Source organism: Pseudomonas sp. NPDC077451 (assembly GCF_044543345.1).
Lineage (GTDB): Bacteria > Pseudomonadota > Gammaproteobacteria > Pseudomonadales > Pseudomonadaceae > Stutzerimonas.
This window is the reverse complement of sequence record NZ_JBITVX010000004.1, coordinates 171,247-187,090: the sequence shown is the minus strand read 5'-3', so window position 1 is coordinate 187,090 and position 15,844 is coordinate 171,247. Positions and strand designations below refer to the sequence as shown.

Sequence of the window (15,844 nt, the reverse complement as noted above, 5' to 3'; positions counted from 1 at the left end):
GCGAGGCTCAGCCGCCGAGCAGCCCGGCATCGGCCTGGGCAAATTCGAGGATGTTGTAGAACGGCACCGCACCGACGCCCTGAACCTGGAGCACCGGACCTTCGGCGCTGACGCGCACGTTGGAGACCTGGCCGGCAACTTCCACCGGTGGAAACTCGCCGTTTTCCGATTCGATGCTCACGCTGTATTTGCCGTCGCGCAGGCCGTGTTTGGCCGGGTCGATGACGAAGGGCACCTTGCCAGCGGACTGCGCGCCCAGCTCGATGCGGGTCTGGGTGCCGTTGGAGTCGGTCAGCACAACAGCAGTCCGGGTCGAGGCATGGCTCAGATCGAACCCGCCGCTGACGGCCTGCCCACTGAGCTCCAGCGACTCAACGGCGACGCTCACCTGCTGGCCGACCAGGCCAGCCGCGGTGAGGGTCTGCAGGTTGTCAGTCAGCACCAGATTGTTCTGCGCCAGGGTGGCCAAGTTCTCCATGCTCTTGACCTGAGACATGGCCGAGAACTGATTTAGAAACTCGGTGCTGTCGACCGGTTTGGTCGGATCCTGATACTTGATCTGCGCAACCATCAGGCTGATGAAGTTGTTCTCCATCTGTGTGGCATCGCTGATGTTCACCGCCTGCTTGGGCAGATCGCTCGCTGCAGCGCCGGATAGACCGCTGCCCTGCAGGTTATTGGTCACGGCCATCAGGATTCTCCCAGCCGCAACAGGCTCTGCTGCATGCTTTTCACACGGTTCAACACCTCGACGCCGGTCTCGAAGCTGCGCGTGGCCGACATCATGTCGGTCATTTCTTCGATCTCGTTGATGTCCGGGTAATAGACGTAGCCATCGCCATCGGCCAGCGGATTACCCGGCTCATAACGACGCTTGGGCTCGGCGCCGGAGGTGACCACGTCGAGCACCTGTACATGAGCACCACCGAGGCCGACGCCGCGAGTCAGCGAGTTGTTCTCATACACGGCGGCAAACATCGGCTTGCGCGCCTGGTAGACATCGGCAGCGTTGTTGGCGGCCGAGTCGGTGTTGGCCAGGTTGCTCGCCACGGTGTTCAGACGCACGGTCTGGGCGTTCATCGCCGAGCCGGCGATGCGGTAGATAGAATCGAACGACATGGCTTAACGGCCCTCGATGGCTTGTTTCAAGCCACGAAATTTCATCGTGACGAAGGTCAGGCTGGTCTGGAAATCCATGGAGTTGCGCGAGAACTGCGCCTGCTCGGTCGACAGCTCGACGGTGTTGCGGTCCTGCGAAGCCTGGCTCGGCACGCGGAACAGCAGACGCGGATCGGTACCGGCCATGCTGGCGCGCGACGAGGTGCTGCTGTCGAGCCGCTGCATTTCCTTGCTGAAATCGATGTCCCGCGCCTGGAAGCCCGGTGTGTCTTCGTTGGCCAGGTTTGCCGCGAGAATCTCGCTGCGCTGCATGCGCAGACCGAGGGCGCGCTCGTGAACGCCCAGCGCATCATCAATCCGTATACTCATTTGCCGATACCCTTTGCAGCCTGTGCAGGCTGAACCCAGCCCACCGCTTTGCTGTTGCTTTTTGCAGAAAGCGTGCCGAACCTACAGATACGGGTAATCCATTGATTTTCATAGCAAAAAAAGAGAACAGAGCAGAACGCAGCGAGCATCTTTTTCCGCTTGGCGAGAAGCAGCCATGCGGAAGCGGAAAAGCGCCTTCCGCATGGTGGCTCGTCACCTTTCTACTGATGGGTGTCATGCCCCAGGCGCAGGCGGACGCCACGACGCAGGTTCAGCAGGCCGTGGAAAATCACCTGCGGCTGATGCTCGAACAGCAGGCCACGCGTCAGGGCTGGCAAGGCATGCAACTGCGCTACGACATCAGCGTGCCGGCCAGCGCAGCCAATCTGCCGCGCTGCTCCGAAGCACTCCAGGTCCGGGCGACGGGCGAGGCGCCATCGGCCATGGAGCGGCAGAACCTGCAGCTTCGCTGCGTCGACACACCCGGCTGGTCAACGAACGCCACAGGCCAAGCCCACGTCTTCCTTCCGGCCGTCCACGCCGAAGGCATCATCGACCGCGGCCAGACCCTGACGGCCAACGACCTCAAGCTACAACGCATCAACGTCGCCAAGGCCCGGCGCGGCTACTACAACCGCATCGAAGAGGTGGTCGGCCTGGCGGCCAAACGCCGCATCCGCGCCGGCCAGACCATCACCCCAGCACTGCTCGAACAAGCCATGGCGGTCAAACGCGGCCAGCCGGTGAAGATCGTCGCCAACAACGAGGGCATCGAAGCCTCAACCTCTGGCGAAGCCCTGGCCGACGGCCAGCCAGGCGACGTCATCCGCGTGCGCAACGTCGGTAGCGGCAAGGTGATCGACGCGAAGGTGCTTGAGCAGGGTGTGGTGACCAGTACGTTCTAGTTGATCGGGCCAGCCTCTGTAGAAGCGGAGCATGCTCGGCCTGGCGAAGCGATCAGGGACAGCGGGTGCGTCCTGTAGGAGCCAGCTTGCTGGCGATCCGAGCTGCACGAAGCGCTGAAGACGCGACTTAACCCACAGCCCAACCACGACCAAACCGACGCCCCTATCCGGCGTGCCGAACGATTTCAAAAAAAATTTGACGTCAGGATTTAATCCTTTGCGCAGTGCTGTCGCCCTTCCCTTTCAGCAGGCAGTCAAGCCAGCTCCTAACAGCCCAACGCAAAAAGGATCATCTTCATGGCACTGTCCATTCATACCAACTACTCCGCGCTGACCACCAACACTGCGCTGAACAAGTCGAACAGCTCCCTGGCCACCAACCAGCAACGCCTGGGTACCGGTCTGCGCATCAACTCCGCCGCCGACGACGCCGCCGGCCTGCAGATCGCCACTCGCCTGAACGCCCAGAGCCGCGGTATGGGCGTTGCCATGCGTAACGTAGGTGATGCCACCTCGATGCTGCAGACCGCTGAAGGCGCTTTCAGCGAGATGACGGACATCATGCAGCGTATGAAGGACCTTGCGACCCAAGGTGCTAACGGCACCAACAGCGCCGACGATCTAACCGCACTGCAAGGAGAGTATGACGAGCTGGGCAAAGAGCTCGCCAACATCATGGACAACACTTCATACGCAGGGGAAGAGTTGTTCAGCAGAGGAGATACGGCCGGTAAATTCTTCACCGCCGTTACGTTTCAAATCGGAGCTACGTCAGCTGAAACTCTAAAGATGGACCTTAGCGACGCGACAGGATCCAGTGCGATCACCACTCTCACCGATGCGCTAGACGGGATGTCAGCGGCGTATACGGCCGGTGCAGCCGCTGATACTACGGGAGTTGAAATCTCCGCTTCTGCAAACGCAACTGTTGATCTGGTAAGCACGGCGCTAGACGCCATTGGCTCGCTTCGCGCCGAATTCGGCTCCACCATCAACCGCCTGAGCCACACCAGCAACAACCTGGCGAACATGAAGGACAACACCGAGATGGCCAAGGGCCGGATCATGGACGCTGACTTTGCCATTGAAAGCGCCAACATGAGCAAGAACTCCATGCTCATGCAGTCGGGCATCTCCATGCTCAAGCAAGCTGGTCAGATGCCAGGCATGGTCATGGGCCTGCTTGGTTAATTTCTTACGCGCTCATGAGCTCTATGCTCGCTAACTAAAGGATTTTGACATGGCTCTGTCCATTCACACGAACTACTCCGCGCTGACCACAAATACCGCGCTGAACAAGTCCAACAATGCTCTAGCTACCAACCAACAGCGTCTCGGCACCGGCCTGCGTATTAATTCCGCCGCCGATGACGCTGCCGGTCTACAAATCGCCACTCGCCTGAACGCTCAAAGCCGCGGCATGGGCGTCGCTATGCGTAACGTCGGCGATGCGACATCAATGTTGCAAACTGCTGAAGGCGCTTTCAGCGAGATGACTGATATCCTGCAGCGGATGAAAGATCTTGCTACGCAGTCAGCTAACGGGACTAACAGTGCCGACGATCGCACTTCCCTGCAATCCGAGTATGACGAACTGGGTAAAGAGCTGGCGAACATCATCAGCAACACCACCTATGCGGGCGAGCGTCTTTTCGCTGCCGATGACGGTGTAGCCAATGGCACTGGGGGTAAGTTTGGCGGCGCAGACGCTACTGCTGCCGGTGCGGGTGTTGCGTTTCAAATCGGCGCAACGTCTGCTGAAACGTTGACTGTCAATGTAATTGCTGATTTGACTACTCTTGTAGGTGCTGGCGGGCTCGGGGGTATTAGTTCGGTGTTTACTGCGTTAGCAGCAGACCCCACAGATGATCTTACAGCTGCAACGAAAACCGAACTGAACGCAGCCAACGCTAATGCAACGATTGATAAAGTTGCCGATGCGCTTGATCTGATCGGGGGCCTGCGAGCTGATTTTGGCGCCACCATCAACCGCCTGAACCACGTCAACAACAACCTGGCGAACATGAAGGACAACACCGACATGGCCAAAGGCCGGATCATGGACGCCGACTTCGCCATCGAAAGCGCCAACATGAGCAAGAACTCCATGCTCATGCAGTCGGGCATCTCTATGCTCAAGCAGGCTGGCCAGATGCCAGGCATGGTCATGGGTCTGCTGGGCTAAGCCGCACGCAGTACTGCTGGTCACCAAGACCGGATCAAAAAGCCCCGACTGGTTCGGGGCTTTTTGCTTTCCCAGCCCTGCCCCATGGAAGCTCCGACAAACGGAGGCTATTTTTAGCCAGACGTCCATACACTAGATATACGCGATTAATCCCAATTTTCAGCCGTAAAACGCCATATCTGCCCTTCCAACGGCACCTGTTCGGAGCGCTCGGCCCCTCGCCGCCCAGCGCTTTTAATGGTCGACCCGCTTGCCCTATCAAAAAAACGACGCCAATATGCCGGCGTCCCGTTTTGCCAAGGTCATCACACCGGTAAAACCATTAATCCGAAAAACCCGAACTCAGGCGCTCATGACCTCATCTCTGACCCCACTGGCCACCGATGCCCTCGTCTGTCACCTGCTGAAAACCGGGCGAGACGGTTGCACGGCTCGCTTCGACCGCGCGCTCTTCCAGCTCGTGCTGACCCATGATGAACACGAAGACACACTCGATCTGGGGTTTTCCGGTAGCCGAGTGCTGGAGCGCCTGCTGCAGGTGCCAGGAGAAGTGGTGTCCCGCGAGGAGCTGATGACCTATGCCTGGGAGGGTCGGGTAGTTGGCCAGGGCAGCCTCAATCAGCAGATCTACACCCTGCGCCAGGCCCTGTTCGATGCGGGTAGCCAGATCATCCAGACGTTGCCGCGACGCGGCTACCTATTCAATCCGCAGTATTTGAAAGTCGATCAGGCGCAGCCCTCAATCAACGCCGCGCCGTTGACGACCGTTGCTGAAAATAAAGGCGCGGTGGTGATGGACCTGCCGGCGCCAAGCGCTTTGCCAAAGACCGAGCAGCCTAAAGCCGCACGCCGCTTCCGTTCGTGGCAAAGCATGGCGCTCGCCGGGTCGGGAATGATGGTGCTGCTGGGCCTGGCGACCCTCGGCTTTCGCCTGGCCAGCAGCTCTGCGCCGTCGTTTACTCAAACGGTCGATGTTGGGGCGCTTGAGGTGCTGTATGTGGAGAAGAGCCAACACCTGCTCGATGCGCTGATTAAGGAAACAGGGCTGCTGGTCGATACGATGAGCAACATGAGTGCCGAGCCGGCGCGGTTGATCGTCAACATGTCCCCGGGCTTCTACGAGATTCGTTGTGCCTAGCAGTGAACATCAGCGCCTGAACCAGTAACGGCGCCCGCGTGATCCAGCCCCCTCGCCGCCCATTCGCCAGCAAGCTGGCTCCTACGAACGGCATATCGCTGAACCAAACCGAAGCGTTCTTCCTGTTGCGGGGCCCATAGCCGCCCTGTAAGAGTGAGCTTGTTCGCGAACAAGGTGCAGCGAACTCCAAGGAGCCGGTCTCTACAAATACCCAATCGCCAGCAAGCTGGCTCCTACCAACGGCATATCAGCTAGATTCAAACCCGACATGTTGGTCCGAACGCCGGGCCTGCCGTCAGCCAATTCTGTAGGAGCGAGCGTGCTCGCGATCCAAGCTTAAGTGGCTCGCTCCGTAGGCGCTCATTCCCGCCAATCGCCCGCAAGCTGTTAATCCGCGGAAGCTCCGCTATAGCTCGCCCCGCTTTCGGAAAAGCGCACCTTGCCGTAGCTGTCGCCGAACAATTCCTTGTACAGCGCCTCGGCAGAGGCAGTGAGCAACAGGATTTCCACCCGGCGGTTGGCGCCGCTCTGTGGGTCTTCGGGGTGCAGCGGCATGACGTCCGCCTGAGCCGTTACCTGCAGCACCGAGCCTTCGCCCAGGCCAGAGTCGACCAGTGCATTGCGGGCGCGCAAGGCGCGATCCCCAGAGAGGTTCCAGTTGTTGTAGCCATTCTTCTGCCGGTACGGCGTGGCGTCAGTGTGCCCGCTGATGATCAGCTTGTTGTCGACCTTGGCCAGCACGCCGGCGAGCACGCCAAGCAGCTTCTGGAAATGTGGATTGAGCGTCGCGCTGCCACGCTGGAACATGAAGCGCTGCTGGTCGTCCTTGATCAGAATGCGCAGCCCCTGCGGGACCACGTCCACTTCCAGGTTGGCCAGCGCATCGACTTCACTGGCGACTTCGCGCATAAGCTCGGCGAGCTTTTTCAGCTCTTCGGTCGAGCCATAGTTGTGGCTACCATCCTTGTCGCTTTTCGCGTTGTTGCGGTCAGTGTCGTCGGCCTGCGGCGGACGTACCGGTACGCCATCGAGCTCCAGCGGCGAGGTGCTGGTGCCATCGAAGATACCGGCTCCGCCATCAACCAGCGGGTTACTTTCCATCTCACCAAAGGAGGGGTTGGTCTGATTCATCTGCGGCTGGATGATCCAGAGCACCATGAACAGCGCCATCATCGCCAGGGTGAAGTCGGCAAAGGCCACCTTCCAGGCACCACCATGTTCGTCGCCATGGCCCTTCTTGCTGCGGCGCTTGATGATGATCTCGTGCTCGCCGCCGCCCTTGCTCTTGTCCCGGCTCCTCATGCGGCGTCCCTTTCTTCCTCATACTGGGTCACCCATTTTTCCAGCTGACGGAAAGCGGGTTTCACGTCCTGCTCGATCAACTTGCGACCGGCGTCCACCGCCAGCAGCGTGGGCTTGCCGGCCACATGGGCGACCAGCGTGGTGCGCACGCATTCCAGCGCCGACAGCTCGGTCTTGATGCGCTGACTCATGGCGTTCGACAGTGGGTCCATCAGGCAGTAGCAGAAGAAGATGCCGAGGAAAGTACCCACCAGCGCTGCGGCCACATGGGCGCCGATTTCCGCGACGCTGCCGCCGATGCTGCCCATGGTGATGATGATGCCCATGATCGCCGCGAGAATGCCGAACCCCGGCATGGCTTCGCCGATCTTGTGCAGCGAGCGCGCTGGCTGCAGCAGGGCGTGCTCCATGGCTTCGAGTTCCTGCTCGAGGAAGCCTTCCAGCTCGTGAGCGCTAATTTTGCCCATGGCCATCAGGCGGAAGTTGTCGGCAATGAAGGCCATCAGGTTCTTTTCTTGAAGAATCAGGGGATAGCGCACGAACAGATCGCTCTGTTCCGGTTCCTCGATATGCGAGTCGAGCACCTTGAGGCCACCCACGTCGACCATCTCCAGCAACTCATAGAGCAGCATCAGCAACTGGCGCTGAAATTCCTCGCCCCGACGCTTGTAGGAAAAGACGTCCTTGATCTGGTGCAGCATCTCGATCAGAACTTCCTTGGGGTTGCCAACCACCAGACTGCCAAGGGCCGCGCCGAGAATGATCACCACCTCGGCAGGCTGCCAAAGCACCCGCATATCGCCATTAGCCATGGCGTAGCCGCCCAGCACGCAACCGATGATGATGAAGGCACCTAATACTTTCTGCATGACTACTGACTTCTCTCGGTTAAAAAGCGACAGGCCTTGCCGATCGCCTGCTTGCTTAGCTGACAAACCCGGGCATCGCTGACTTCCAGCACCAGGGCAATTTCCTTCAGGCTCAGTTCGTGCTGGTAATACAGTGTCAGCACCAGGCGTTCGCGCTCGTCCAGTCGCGCCAGCGCTTGCGCCAGCACGCGCTCCTTGATCAGGCGCTCCTCGAATAGCTCGGTGGTGTCAGGGAAGTGCTCGTGGCCGCTCTGCAACAGCTCATCGAGGCTTTCAATCGCTTCGGATGAGTCAGCACAGAGGAATTCCTGGTATTCCTTTTCATCGAGGCCGGTGTGGGCCTTGATCTCTTCATCGCTGGGTTCGTGGCCCAGTTGACGTGACAGATCGCGGATCGCATCGCGAACCTTGTGCGCCTGCTGGCGGACCTGGCGCGGGCGCCAGTCCTGGCGGCGCAGCTCATCGAGAATGGCACCACGAATTCGCAGGGACGCGAACTTGCCGAAGCCTTCGTCCGGCTCGCCGTAGCGGCGCAAGCCTTCGAGCAGCCCCATCATGCCGATCTGTTCCATGTCCTCGCGGTCGAGCACCTGGTTGGCCTGCAGTGACAGCTGGCGAACGATGCGTTTGACCAGTGGCAGGTACTGCATCAGCCAGCGCTGTTCGACCGCCGGTGCGAACACCGAGGGGCCGGCCGGCGTAGCGCCGTAATAGTCGATGGGGCAAGTGGCACTCATGGCGCGGCCTTTACTGCACGATCAGCTTGTTGACCAGCACGTGCTTGAAGGGCACCGCTGCATTCTTGGCTGCAAAATCGGCGAACAGGGCTGTTTCCAGACGCTCCTGCAACTCACCGATCTTCAGCCCACGCAATTCATCGAACGGAAGGGACGACAGGTAGCCCACCACCGAGTTACGCACGATGGGTTCGGCTTGCTCGAACTTAGGCGGCTCTTTTGACGCATCCGCCTGCAGCGCCAGATCCAGCACGAAGTAATGCTCACGGCCGTCGCCACGGACGCTGACGATCACTTTGTCCACCGGGAAGAACACGTACTCCGAAGGCTCGACCGGCTCAGCCTGAGCAACTTCACCCGAGCTGGCCCCTTCCAGGCCGGGCTTGAGCAGCCAGTAACTGGCACCCACGCCACCGGCAACGGTCAGGACGTTGAGCAACAGCATCAGCAGGACAATACGGGACGTCGACATAACTCACTCACAAATGGCTAATTAGGTTGAAACGGGTCAAACCGTTACCAGAACGTCCCGGGCGCGGCCGCTTTCACGCTGCTGTTCCTGCTCCTGCGGCCGGGCCGCCAGAGGTGCCTCTTCCCCTGCAAGCACTGGCCGTTGACGCGGCTGACCCTGCTGACCCTGCTGGCCGCCGCTGTCGGCGCCGACTTGCACGTTGACCTGGACGAAGTGCTGGCCCACCAGTTCATGGCGCAGACGCTCGCTGGTCTGCTGCAGCAGACGCGCCACGTCGGCGTTCGCGGCAGACAGGTGCACGTTGAGCCGGCCCGACTCGTGGCTGAGTAGGATTTCCATGCTGCCCAGTTCCGGCGGATCGAGGCGGATGGTGGCGCTCTGGATCTTCTGCTGGATTTGCAGATCTACGTTTTCGCGCAAGGCGTGGAGCATCTGCTCGCCCCACTTGGCCTCCGGTGCCTGCAACTTCAGCGCACGGTCCGCAGCTTGCAGCGGCGCGCTTTGTCCGCGCTCGACCGTCACGGTCAGCGGGTCGCCCGCTTCCAGTGGCTCAGCGACGTCCAGAAGCGAGTCCAGCGACGCGGCCGGCATGGCATCAGCCGGCGTGACTGCGGCGGCCAGGGATTGGCCGATGCTCATCTCGACGATGGGCTTGGGCATGGCCGTCGCCACCGGATTCAGCTCAACGGTGCGGCCCTGAACGGCCATCTTCACGATGTTCAGCGAATCGTCCGGCACGGCGTCGAGCGGGGCGTTGGCAAGCTGGGCCTGCCCCGGCAATACGCTCAGCAGGTCGTCGCTGGTCGGTGTGGCGGTTTGCGACAGTGTCTGTGGCACAGGGGCGGCGCCAACTTGTGCCGCATCGCGCGCCTGAATTTCGGCCAGCTGCTGGTCGATCATGCCCAACAACCATTGCTCAGGGGTCAGCTCCTGGGGCGCTTCATTGCCCTGACTGGAATTGCCGCCTGCCTGCATCACCTGGCCCTGCTCGGCTGCCAGCTCAGGCAGCGCACCTTGCAACAGGACAGCGGAGAACTCAGAGGGCTGATCATCAGCTGCGGTCGACGCCCGCTGCATGCGCTCAGCAAAGCCTCGCAGGGCATCGGCTGCCATCGCCCGGCCGGCGGTGGTTTGCCCACCGTGGCTCGCGCGCGCAGCAACCGGCAATGCGGCTTCAGCACTTGCTGCGGCGGCACGCGTGGCGGAAATTGACTGGACGATCATCCCCTGTCTCCGACTTGGAACATGTCTATGCGCTGATAGGCGGCACGCCCTTCGGCGTGTTCGAGGTGGTTCAACAACAACAGGCGCAGGCGCTCACATTCGTCGGCACAGGCTTGCAAGCCTTCACCGTGGAGCTGCTTGAGGCGGCTCTTTGCAGCGTGGGTCGGCTCGTCCAGCTCAAGCCGCCCGGCCAGAGTTTCGAGACACTGCCGGATCGCCGCGTCAACCGCGGCGACCGCCGTCCAGTCGTTGCTCTGCAACGCCTGCTGCAATTCGCCGTGCAGCGCCATCAGGCGCTCGCTGTCACTTACGGGCGGCACTGACGCCCTCCCAGCCCTCGCGGAGAATGCTGAGCAGGTTGATCACTTCGTCCAGCCCTTCCAGCGACAGCGACACGCTGACGTCCGAAAGCCGGTAGATGCAGTACTCATACAGACGCGCCAGCCCCTGAACCACCTCGCCACCGCCCTCTTCGTCGAGTGCACCGTTAAGGCCGTTGAGGATGTTCATGCACTTTTCCAGCGACACGCCCTTCTGCTGGTAACGCTTGTGTTCGATGTGGCCGCGGGCACGGGCCAGCTCATCCAGCAGGCCGTCCATCAGCACCAGCACCAGTTCGTAAGGCGAAGCCGAGGCTGCACGCGCCTCGAGGTCTACCGAGCGGTAGCTGTCATAACTGTCGTTAGGGTGATAGCTGTTCATGAGAACAATCCGTTAGCTTGCGGTGTGGTTGGCATCGAGAACATTCCGCTGGTCTGCTCCATGCTCTGCATGGTCTGCATCATCGTGGTGAACTGCCGCAGGTAGCGGCTGTAATGGGTGTCGTACTGCTGCTGGAGGTTGTCGAACTGCTCGTCGATACGGCGCAGGTTCATGTCCAGCGTGTCCATGCGGTTCTTCAGCAGCCCGTTGGTGCTGCTGGTGTACGCGGCGACGGTCTTGTCCATGCTGTCGAGCAGCTTGTCAGTGCCAGTGAACAGCTCCTCGAAGCCCGCGGGATCATTAGCGACCGCAGCTTCGAAGCGCTTGGCGTCAATGGTCAGCTTGCCGTTACGGTCGGCACTGATGCCGAACTCGATCAGGCTCTTGCCACCGAAATCGGCACGCAGCAGGCCATTCAGGCGGCTCTCGATGGAGCGCACGCTGGAATCGCCGGCCAGAGCGCCGCGTTTGGCACTGTCGCTGCCGCTGGCGGTGAGCGAGTCGAAACTCGTCATCAGCGCGTTAAAGGCATCGATGAAGGTCTGCGCCTTGGCCTGGGTGCCGGCCTTGTCCTGACCCACCGTGACAGTCAACGCGGTGTCAGTCGCCGTATGGGTCTTGCTCACGGTCAGGCTGACGCCATCGATGACGTCGGTGAAGGTGTTGCTGGCGCTGGTCAGCTCAATGCCGCCGGTGCCATAACTACCACCCAGACGCACCATGGCGTCTTGAGCAGTGGATAGCTGGGTCGTGGTTGCGGCAGCGTTGCCCGTCATGCTGAGACTGAACGCATTGGCGGCGCCGGTTTGCTCGCTGCTGACCACCAGGCTGACCGCGCCATCGCTGCGTACCAGCGTTGCTTGTACACCGAGCCCAGCATCGTTTATAGCCGTGGCAGCATCGCTCAGCGTGGCGTATTGGCTCAGGTCGAAGGCCTGGGCATTCAGCGTCAGGGTGCCGCTCAGGCTGCCATCGACCAGGCCCTGTACAGCGACCTGCTGCTTGGCGGCCAGGCGCTCGACGAAGAAGTCGTAGGTGCCGGCTTTTGCCGTGGTGCCCACGGTAGCGGTGGCGTACCCCTCCTGACTGAAGGTCGCACTGTTGGTCAGCATGCTCGACGTGCTGCTGTTGAGCTTGGTGATGGCGGACTTGAAAGTCGTCATCGACGTGCGCAGCGAGTTCAACGCGTCGCGCTGAGCTTTGTAGCGCGATTCGTTGCGGTTAAGCCGATCCAACGAACCCTGAACTTCGTAGGTGGCCAACTGCGTCGACATCTGTTGTACGTAATCGGAATTTATAGCCATCACCATCCCCTCTTGAAACAGGTAGAGCAAGTTGGATGCCAGTTCTCGAATACCCGTATTACGGGCGTTTCAGAGCCGGCCATGCAGAAAAAAGGCTTCCGCAACGCGACAAGACAAGGAAACGGGGAAGCACCGTTTCCGCCTCGGCCGATGGCGGAACATCTGTCTATAAAGGCGACGTGAAAGGCGAGGGAGTTAAAGCGGCAACCGAAAAGGATTAATCCTTATCAGCGCGAGCGACTCGACAAGCGTGGGTCGCTCCCAAAAGCGCCATGAAGTGGATTGAGCTGTGGAAGGCTTTGGCTCGAGACGAGCCTTTTGACCTGATGGCGCTCGCAGGCTTCGATCGCCAGCAAGCTGGCTCCTACCAAAAGCGTTGCGTGCAAATTGAGCGCATCACGACAGGCAGCCGCCGCCGCGATAGCGCGCTCCTGTAGGAGCCAGCTTGCTGGCGATCTGCAAGGCTAGAAGCGACTTCGAGCGCCACTGGATGCAGGACGGATGTTGTTTTCCCATCCAACATTCGCGGTGGATATGCGGGTGGGTTACCCCAACATGAGGCCAGCGCGGCGCGCTTGCTAACGGAAGGCGCAGGAAGCCGAACGTTGCGCCTCAGTAAGCCTGAGGCGAGTAGAGCCGAGCGTCCTGCCCACCGGCGAGCAGTTGCTGAAGGATGTCGTGGTGCATGGCGAGCAGCTTGCCGTTGTGCTCGTTGAACTGCTGGCACTGCACGGCGAGGTCACCGACCTGCCGCCAGTGCTGCTGAAGGGATTCGCCGCGCTCGCCGGTGCAGCTGGACAACAGCCGGCGCATGCCCACGCCGGAGGTTTCCAGCCGGAAAGCCGCCAGCACCTTGCTGCGACGCTGGGCACGCGCGGCAATGGCTTCGACGCGGACTGTGATTTGCATATTAATGCGGTCGATTTCCGGCACATCGCGTTCGAGCAGACGGCCGTAGAGTTCCTGCATCAGCTCGCGCAAGGCGAGGTAATCGCCGCAGTCCTGCTGGAGATCGTCATCGACGACTGCCAGCAGCTTTTCGCGCTGGCTCACGCATCGTTTCCGCGGTGATAGCTGAGCATGCTGCTGGCCAGTTCGCCCACATCGGTAGAGATCTCGCCGCGCTGCAGGGCTTGCTTGATGGCCGCTACGCGATCCAGATCGACCTCGGGCATGGCGCGCAGGGCATCCTGCATTTGCTCCAGCGGCAGGCTTGCAGCTGGACGTGCGGCCGCCTGGGCTGCAGGACGGGCGCTGGCCGGACGCGCCGCGGCGGTCTCGGTGGGCATTGCAATGGCGGGCTTGAACTGCCGGCTGATTTCCATGATTTCGTTCCAACTCGGTGGTTACTGCCTAACAAGCGACCGCTCGGGCGGAAACCTTAAATATTTTTTTGCTGGGGCTGACAGGCGGACCGTTTTCAGCCGGTCCTCCGGTGCGGTGTTCAAGCACACCCCCTCACCCCAGCCCTCTCCCCGCAAGCGGGGCGAGGGAGTCGGCCGTGCAAGTCATTGCCGGCATGCCCAGGGTGGCCTTTTCGTCGCCAGGCCATCCTTGAATCTTTTGGTTCTGCGCCATCAGGGAGAGGGATTTGGCCCTACGGGCCGTTGCCGACGTGCCCGGGTTGCCTTTGCGTAACCTTCGCCGGGGCCCTGCATCCAGCCCCCACCCGTCCACCGCGCCGTACACGCCCCCTCGCCCCTTTGGGGAGAGGGCTGGGGTGAGGGGCCGGGGCCAAGCAAACTTGTAGCCCAACCCCACCACCTAGGCAATCTGGTTACGCCACCAAGTCTGCGCGGCTAGGCCATCCTGAATCTTCTGTTCCTGCGCCATCAACAGTTGCTGCCACTGCTGCATCTTGGCCTCGATCACATGCTCGACCACCTTCTCGCTGCGCATGGCCTGCAGCAGCTCCTGCTGAATGCGCGTCAGCGCCTGCTCGGCCACCGCCAGTTCACGGCGCTGCAACTCGACCATCTTGTACAGCGTGGCCTTGTAGCGCTGCTGGTTGTCGCGCTGCAAGGGTGTGCTCATCGGCACGCTGAAGCCGCACAGACGGCTGAGGCCAGTGATGTTGTTGCGATAGCGCTGGCAGAGATTCTGCTGATACTGAACCTGCCCGAGCATCTGCTTGACCCGGTTGCCACGCAGGCTGGCCAGGCGCGTGAGCGTTTCGATCTGCTGCTTCATGGTTGTTTGATGATGCTCTGCAGGATGGTGAGACTGGTTTCCAGCTCCGCGGCTTCGCCCACTTCCTGGCGCAGGAAGCGCTCGATGGTGGGTGCCAGCTTCACGGCGCGGTCGGTTTTCAGGTCTGCGCCCGGGCTGTAACCGCCCAGCGGGATCAGTTCCTTGATCTTCTCGTAGGTGCTGTAGAACTCCTTGAGCTGGCGCGCCGCGCCGAGATGCGGCGGCTGACCGACCTGGCTCATGCAGCGGCTGACCGAGGCGCAGATGTCGATGGCCGGGTAATGGCCGGCGTCGGCCAACCGACGCGACAGAACGATGTGGCCGTCGAGAATCGCCCGCGCGCAATCGACGATCGGGTCCTGCTGGTCGTCGCCTTCGGCCAACACGGTGTACAGCGCACTGAGGCTGCCATTGTCGTTGGCACCATTGCCGGCGCTCTCCACCAGTTCCGGCAGCATGCCGAATACCGAAGGCGGATAGCCCTTGGTGGCCGGCGGTTCGCCCAGGGCCAGGGCGATTTCGCGCTGGGCCATCGCATAGCGGGTCAAGGAATCGACCAGCAACAGCACATCGTTGCCCTGGTCGCGGAAATACGCCGCGATGCTGTGGCACAGCTCGGTGGCCTTGAGGCGCATCAAGGGCGACTCGTTGGCTGGCGCGACGACGACCACGGCCTTCTTCAGGCCCTCCTCGCCCAGCGAATGCAGCAGAAACTCCTGCACCTCGCGACCCCGCTCGCCGATCAACCCGACTACTACCACGTCGGCCTTGGTCTGCCGGGTGATCATGCCCAGCAGCACGCTCTTGCCCACACCGGAACCGGCGAACAGGCCAACGCGCTGGCCCTTGCCGAGGGTAAGCATGGCATTGATCGCCCGCACGCCGACGTCCAGCGGTTCACTGACCGGCTTGCGCTTGAGCGGGTTGACCGATGGCAGCTCGGTGGGCAGTGGATCGCGTCCACTGAGCTTGCCCATCTCATCCAAGGGCTCGCCGAGGCCGTTGACCACACGCCCCAACCAGGATTCGTCGATATGTAGCTTGGCGTCATCCGGTGCCGGAAAAACACGCGAACCGGATGTCAGCCCAACCGGCTTCTTGAATGGCATCAGATAGGTGATATCGCGATTGAAGCCCACCACCTGCGCTTCGAGCATGCTGCCGTCGCCCTGTTCGACGAAGCAGCGCTGGCCGGTCATGCGCTGGCAGCCGAGGCTTTCCAAGAGCATGCCGGAGACGCGCACCAGCCGGCCGCTGACTTTCGCCAGCTGCACGGTATCCAGCGAGCGCAACGCCTCGTCGAGCCGGAAGCTCTCGCGCAGGGACAT

General features: G+C 61.2%; 20 protein-coding genes. 5 read left to right on the top strand and 15 right to left on the bottom strand.

What is annotated here, in order from left to right; translation table 11 throughout:
* Window positions 1-7 precede the first annotated feature (7 nt).
* Genes ACIGHL_RS09225 through flgB form a run of 3 tightly spaced genes read right to left on the bottom strand, consistent with a single transcriptional unit; the run spans window position 8 to window position 1,488 of the window.
* The gene (locus ACIGHL_RS09225; RefSeq protein ID WP_241509067.1) at window positions 8-691 is read right to left on the bottom strand and encodes a flagellar hook capping FlgD N-terminal domain-containing protein; all 684 of its coding nucleotides are present in this window, start codon (window positions 689-691) and stop codon (window positions 8-10) included.
* Window positions 691-1,119, bottom strand: a complete 429-nt coding sequence (gene flgC, locus ACIGHL_RS09220) for a flagellar basal body rod protein FlgC (protein WP_021209033.1) — start codon at window positions 1,117-1,119, stop codon at window positions 691-693. The genes ACIGHL_RS09225 and flgC overlap by 1 nt, the downstream gene beginning before the upstream one ends.
* 3 nt (window positions 1,120-1,122) lie before the next feature.
* Window positions 1,123-1,488: a flagellar basal body rod protein FlgB gene (gene flgB, locus ACIGHL_RS09215; protein ID WP_128119679.1), complete on the bottom strand. Its 366-nt coding sequence runs from the start codon at window positions 1,486-1,488 to the stop codon at window positions 1,123-1,125.
* A gap of 236 nt (window positions 1,489-1,724) precedes the next feature.
* On the opposite strand from flgB, the gene flgA reads away from it, so the two are divergent.
* The 4 genes from flgA (at window position 1,725) to ACIGHL_RS09195 (ending at window position 5,716) form a co-directional block, all read left to right on the top strand.
* On the top strand, window positions 1,725-2,393 hold the full coding sequence (gene flgA / locus ACIGHL_RS09210) for a flagellar basal body P-ring formation chaperone FlgA (RefSeq protein ID WP_241509069.1): 669 nt from the start codon (window positions 1,725-1,727) through the stop codon (window positions 2,391-2,393).
* A 297-nt stretch (window positions 2,394-2,690) separates the two neighbouring features.
* Window positions 2,691-3,584, top strand: coding sequence for a lateral flagellin LafA (gene lafA, locus ACIGHL_RS09205; RefSeq protein ID WP_128119681.1), 894 nt, complete (start codon window positions 2,691-2,693; stop codon window positions 3,582-3,584).
* Window positions 3,585-3,633: 49 nt separating this feature from the next.
* Complete coding sequence (locus ACIGHL_RS09200) at window positions 3,634-4,578, top strand: flagellin N-terminal helical domain-containing protein (RefSeq protein WP_216707015.1); 945 nt, start codon at window positions 3,634-3,636, stop codon at window positions 4,576-4,578.
* Window positions 4,579-4,930: 352 nt separating this feature from the next.
* Entirely contained in the window at window positions 4,931-5,716 is a 786-nt protein-coding gene (locus ACIGHL_RS09195; RefSeq protein WP_128119683.1) for a transcriptional regulator, read from the top strand.
* A 387-nt stretch (window positions 5,717-6,103) separates the two neighbouring features.
* Here ACIGHL_RS09195 and ACIGHL_RS09190 read toward each other — a convergent pair whose 3' ends face one another.
* Genes ACIGHL_RS09190 through fliD form a run of 8 tightly spaced genes read right to left on the bottom strand, consistent with a single transcriptional unit; the run spans window position 6,104 to window position 12,326 of the window.
* Window positions 6,104-7,018, bottom strand: coding sequence for an OmpA family protein (locus ACIGHL_RS09190; RefSeq protein WP_446697620.1), 915 nt, complete (start codon window positions 7,016-7,018; stop codon window positions 6,104-6,106).
* The gene (motA, locus tag ACIGHL_RS09185) at window positions 7,015-7,887 is read right to left on the bottom strand and encodes a flagellar motor stator protein MotA (RefSeq protein WP_446697621.1); all 873 of its coding nucleotides are present in this window, start codon (window positions 7,885-7,887) and stop codon (window positions 7,015-7,017) included. Before motA ends, ACIGHL_RS09190 begins: the two co-directional genes overlap by 4 nt.
* Window positions 7,888-7,889: 2 nt before the next feature.
* Complete coding sequence (locus ACIGHL_RS09180; protein WP_446697622.1) at window positions 7,890-8,624, bottom strand: FliA/WhiG family RNA polymerase sigma factor; 735 nt, start codon at window positions 8,622-8,624, stop codon at window positions 7,890-7,892.
* 10 nt (window positions 8,625-8,634) lie between these two features.
* Window positions 8,635-9,096, bottom strand: a complete 462-nt coding sequence (locus ACIGHL_RS09175; protein WP_046163486.1) for a flagellar basal body-associated FliL family protein — start codon at window positions 9,094-9,096, stop codon at window positions 8,635-8,637.
* A gap of 36 nt (window positions 9,097-9,132) precedes the next feature.
* Complete coding sequence (locus tag ACIGHL_RS09170; protein WP_446697623.1) at window positions 9,133-10,320, bottom strand: flagellar hook-length control protein FliK; 1,188 nt, start codon at window positions 10,318-10,320, stop codon at window positions 9,133-9,135.
* Window positions 10,317-10,640, bottom strand: coding sequence for a hypothetical protein (locus ACIGHL_RS09165; protein ID WP_128119687.1), 324 nt, complete (start codon window positions 10,638-10,640; stop codon window positions 10,317-10,319). Before ACIGHL_RS09165 ends, ACIGHL_RS09170 begins: the two co-directional genes overlap by 4 nt.
* Entirely contained in the window at window positions 10,624-11,022 is a 399-nt protein-coding gene (gene fliS, locus ACIGHL_RS09160) for a flagellar export chaperone FliS (protein WP_045422669.1), read from the bottom strand. Before fliS ends, ACIGHL_RS09165 begins: the two co-directional genes overlap by 17 nt.
* Entirely contained in the window at window positions 11,019-12,326 is a 1,308-nt protein-coding gene (gene fliD, locus ACIGHL_RS09155) for a flagellar filament capping protein FliD (RefSeq protein ID WP_128119688.1), read from the bottom strand. Before fliD ends, fliS begins: the two co-directional genes overlap by 4 nt.
* Before the next feature lie 272 nt (window positions 12,327-12,598).
* Between fliD and ACIGHL_RS09150 the strand changes: the two genes are divergently transcribed.
* Window positions 12,599-12,763, top strand: a complete 165-nt coding sequence (locus tag ACIGHL_RS09150) for a hypothetical protein (protein ID WP_181689975.1) — start codon at window positions 12,599-12,601, stop codon at window positions 12,761-12,763.
* A gap of 175 nt (window positions 12,764-12,938) precedes the next feature.
* On the opposite strand, the gene flgN is transcribed toward ACIGHL_RS09150, so the two are convergent.
* From flgN to fliI, 4 genes are all read right to left on the bottom strand, one after another.
* A complete protein-coding gene (flgN, locus tag ACIGHL_RS09145; RefSeq protein ID WP_128119689.1) occupies window positions 12,939-13,379 on the bottom strand; it encodes a flagellar protein FlgN in 441 nt (146 codons plus the stop codon).
* Window positions 13,376-13,651 carry a flagellar biosynthesis anti-sigma factor FlgM gene (flgM, locus tag ACIGHL_RS09140; protein ID WP_128119690.1) on the bottom strand — a complete coding sequence of 92 codons (276 nt, stop codon included), beginning with the start codon at window positions 13,649-13,651 and terminating at the stop codon, window positions 13,376-13,378. Before flgM ends, flgN begins: the two co-directional genes overlap by 4 nt.
* Window positions 13,652-14,090: 439 nt before the next feature.
* Window positions 14,091-14,516, bottom strand: coding sequence for a flagellar FliJ family protein (locus ACIGHL_RS09135; RefSeq protein WP_046163481.1), 426 nt, complete (start codon window positions 14,514-14,516; stop codon window positions 14,091-14,093).
* Window positions 14,513-15,844: a flagellar protein export ATPase FliI gene (gene fliI / locus ACIGHL_RS09130; RefSeq protein ID WP_046163480.1), complete on the bottom strand. Its 1,332-nt coding sequence runs from the start codon at window positions 15,842-15,844 to the stop codon at window positions 14,513-14,515. Before fliI ends, ACIGHL_RS09135 begins: the two co-directional genes overlap by 4 nt.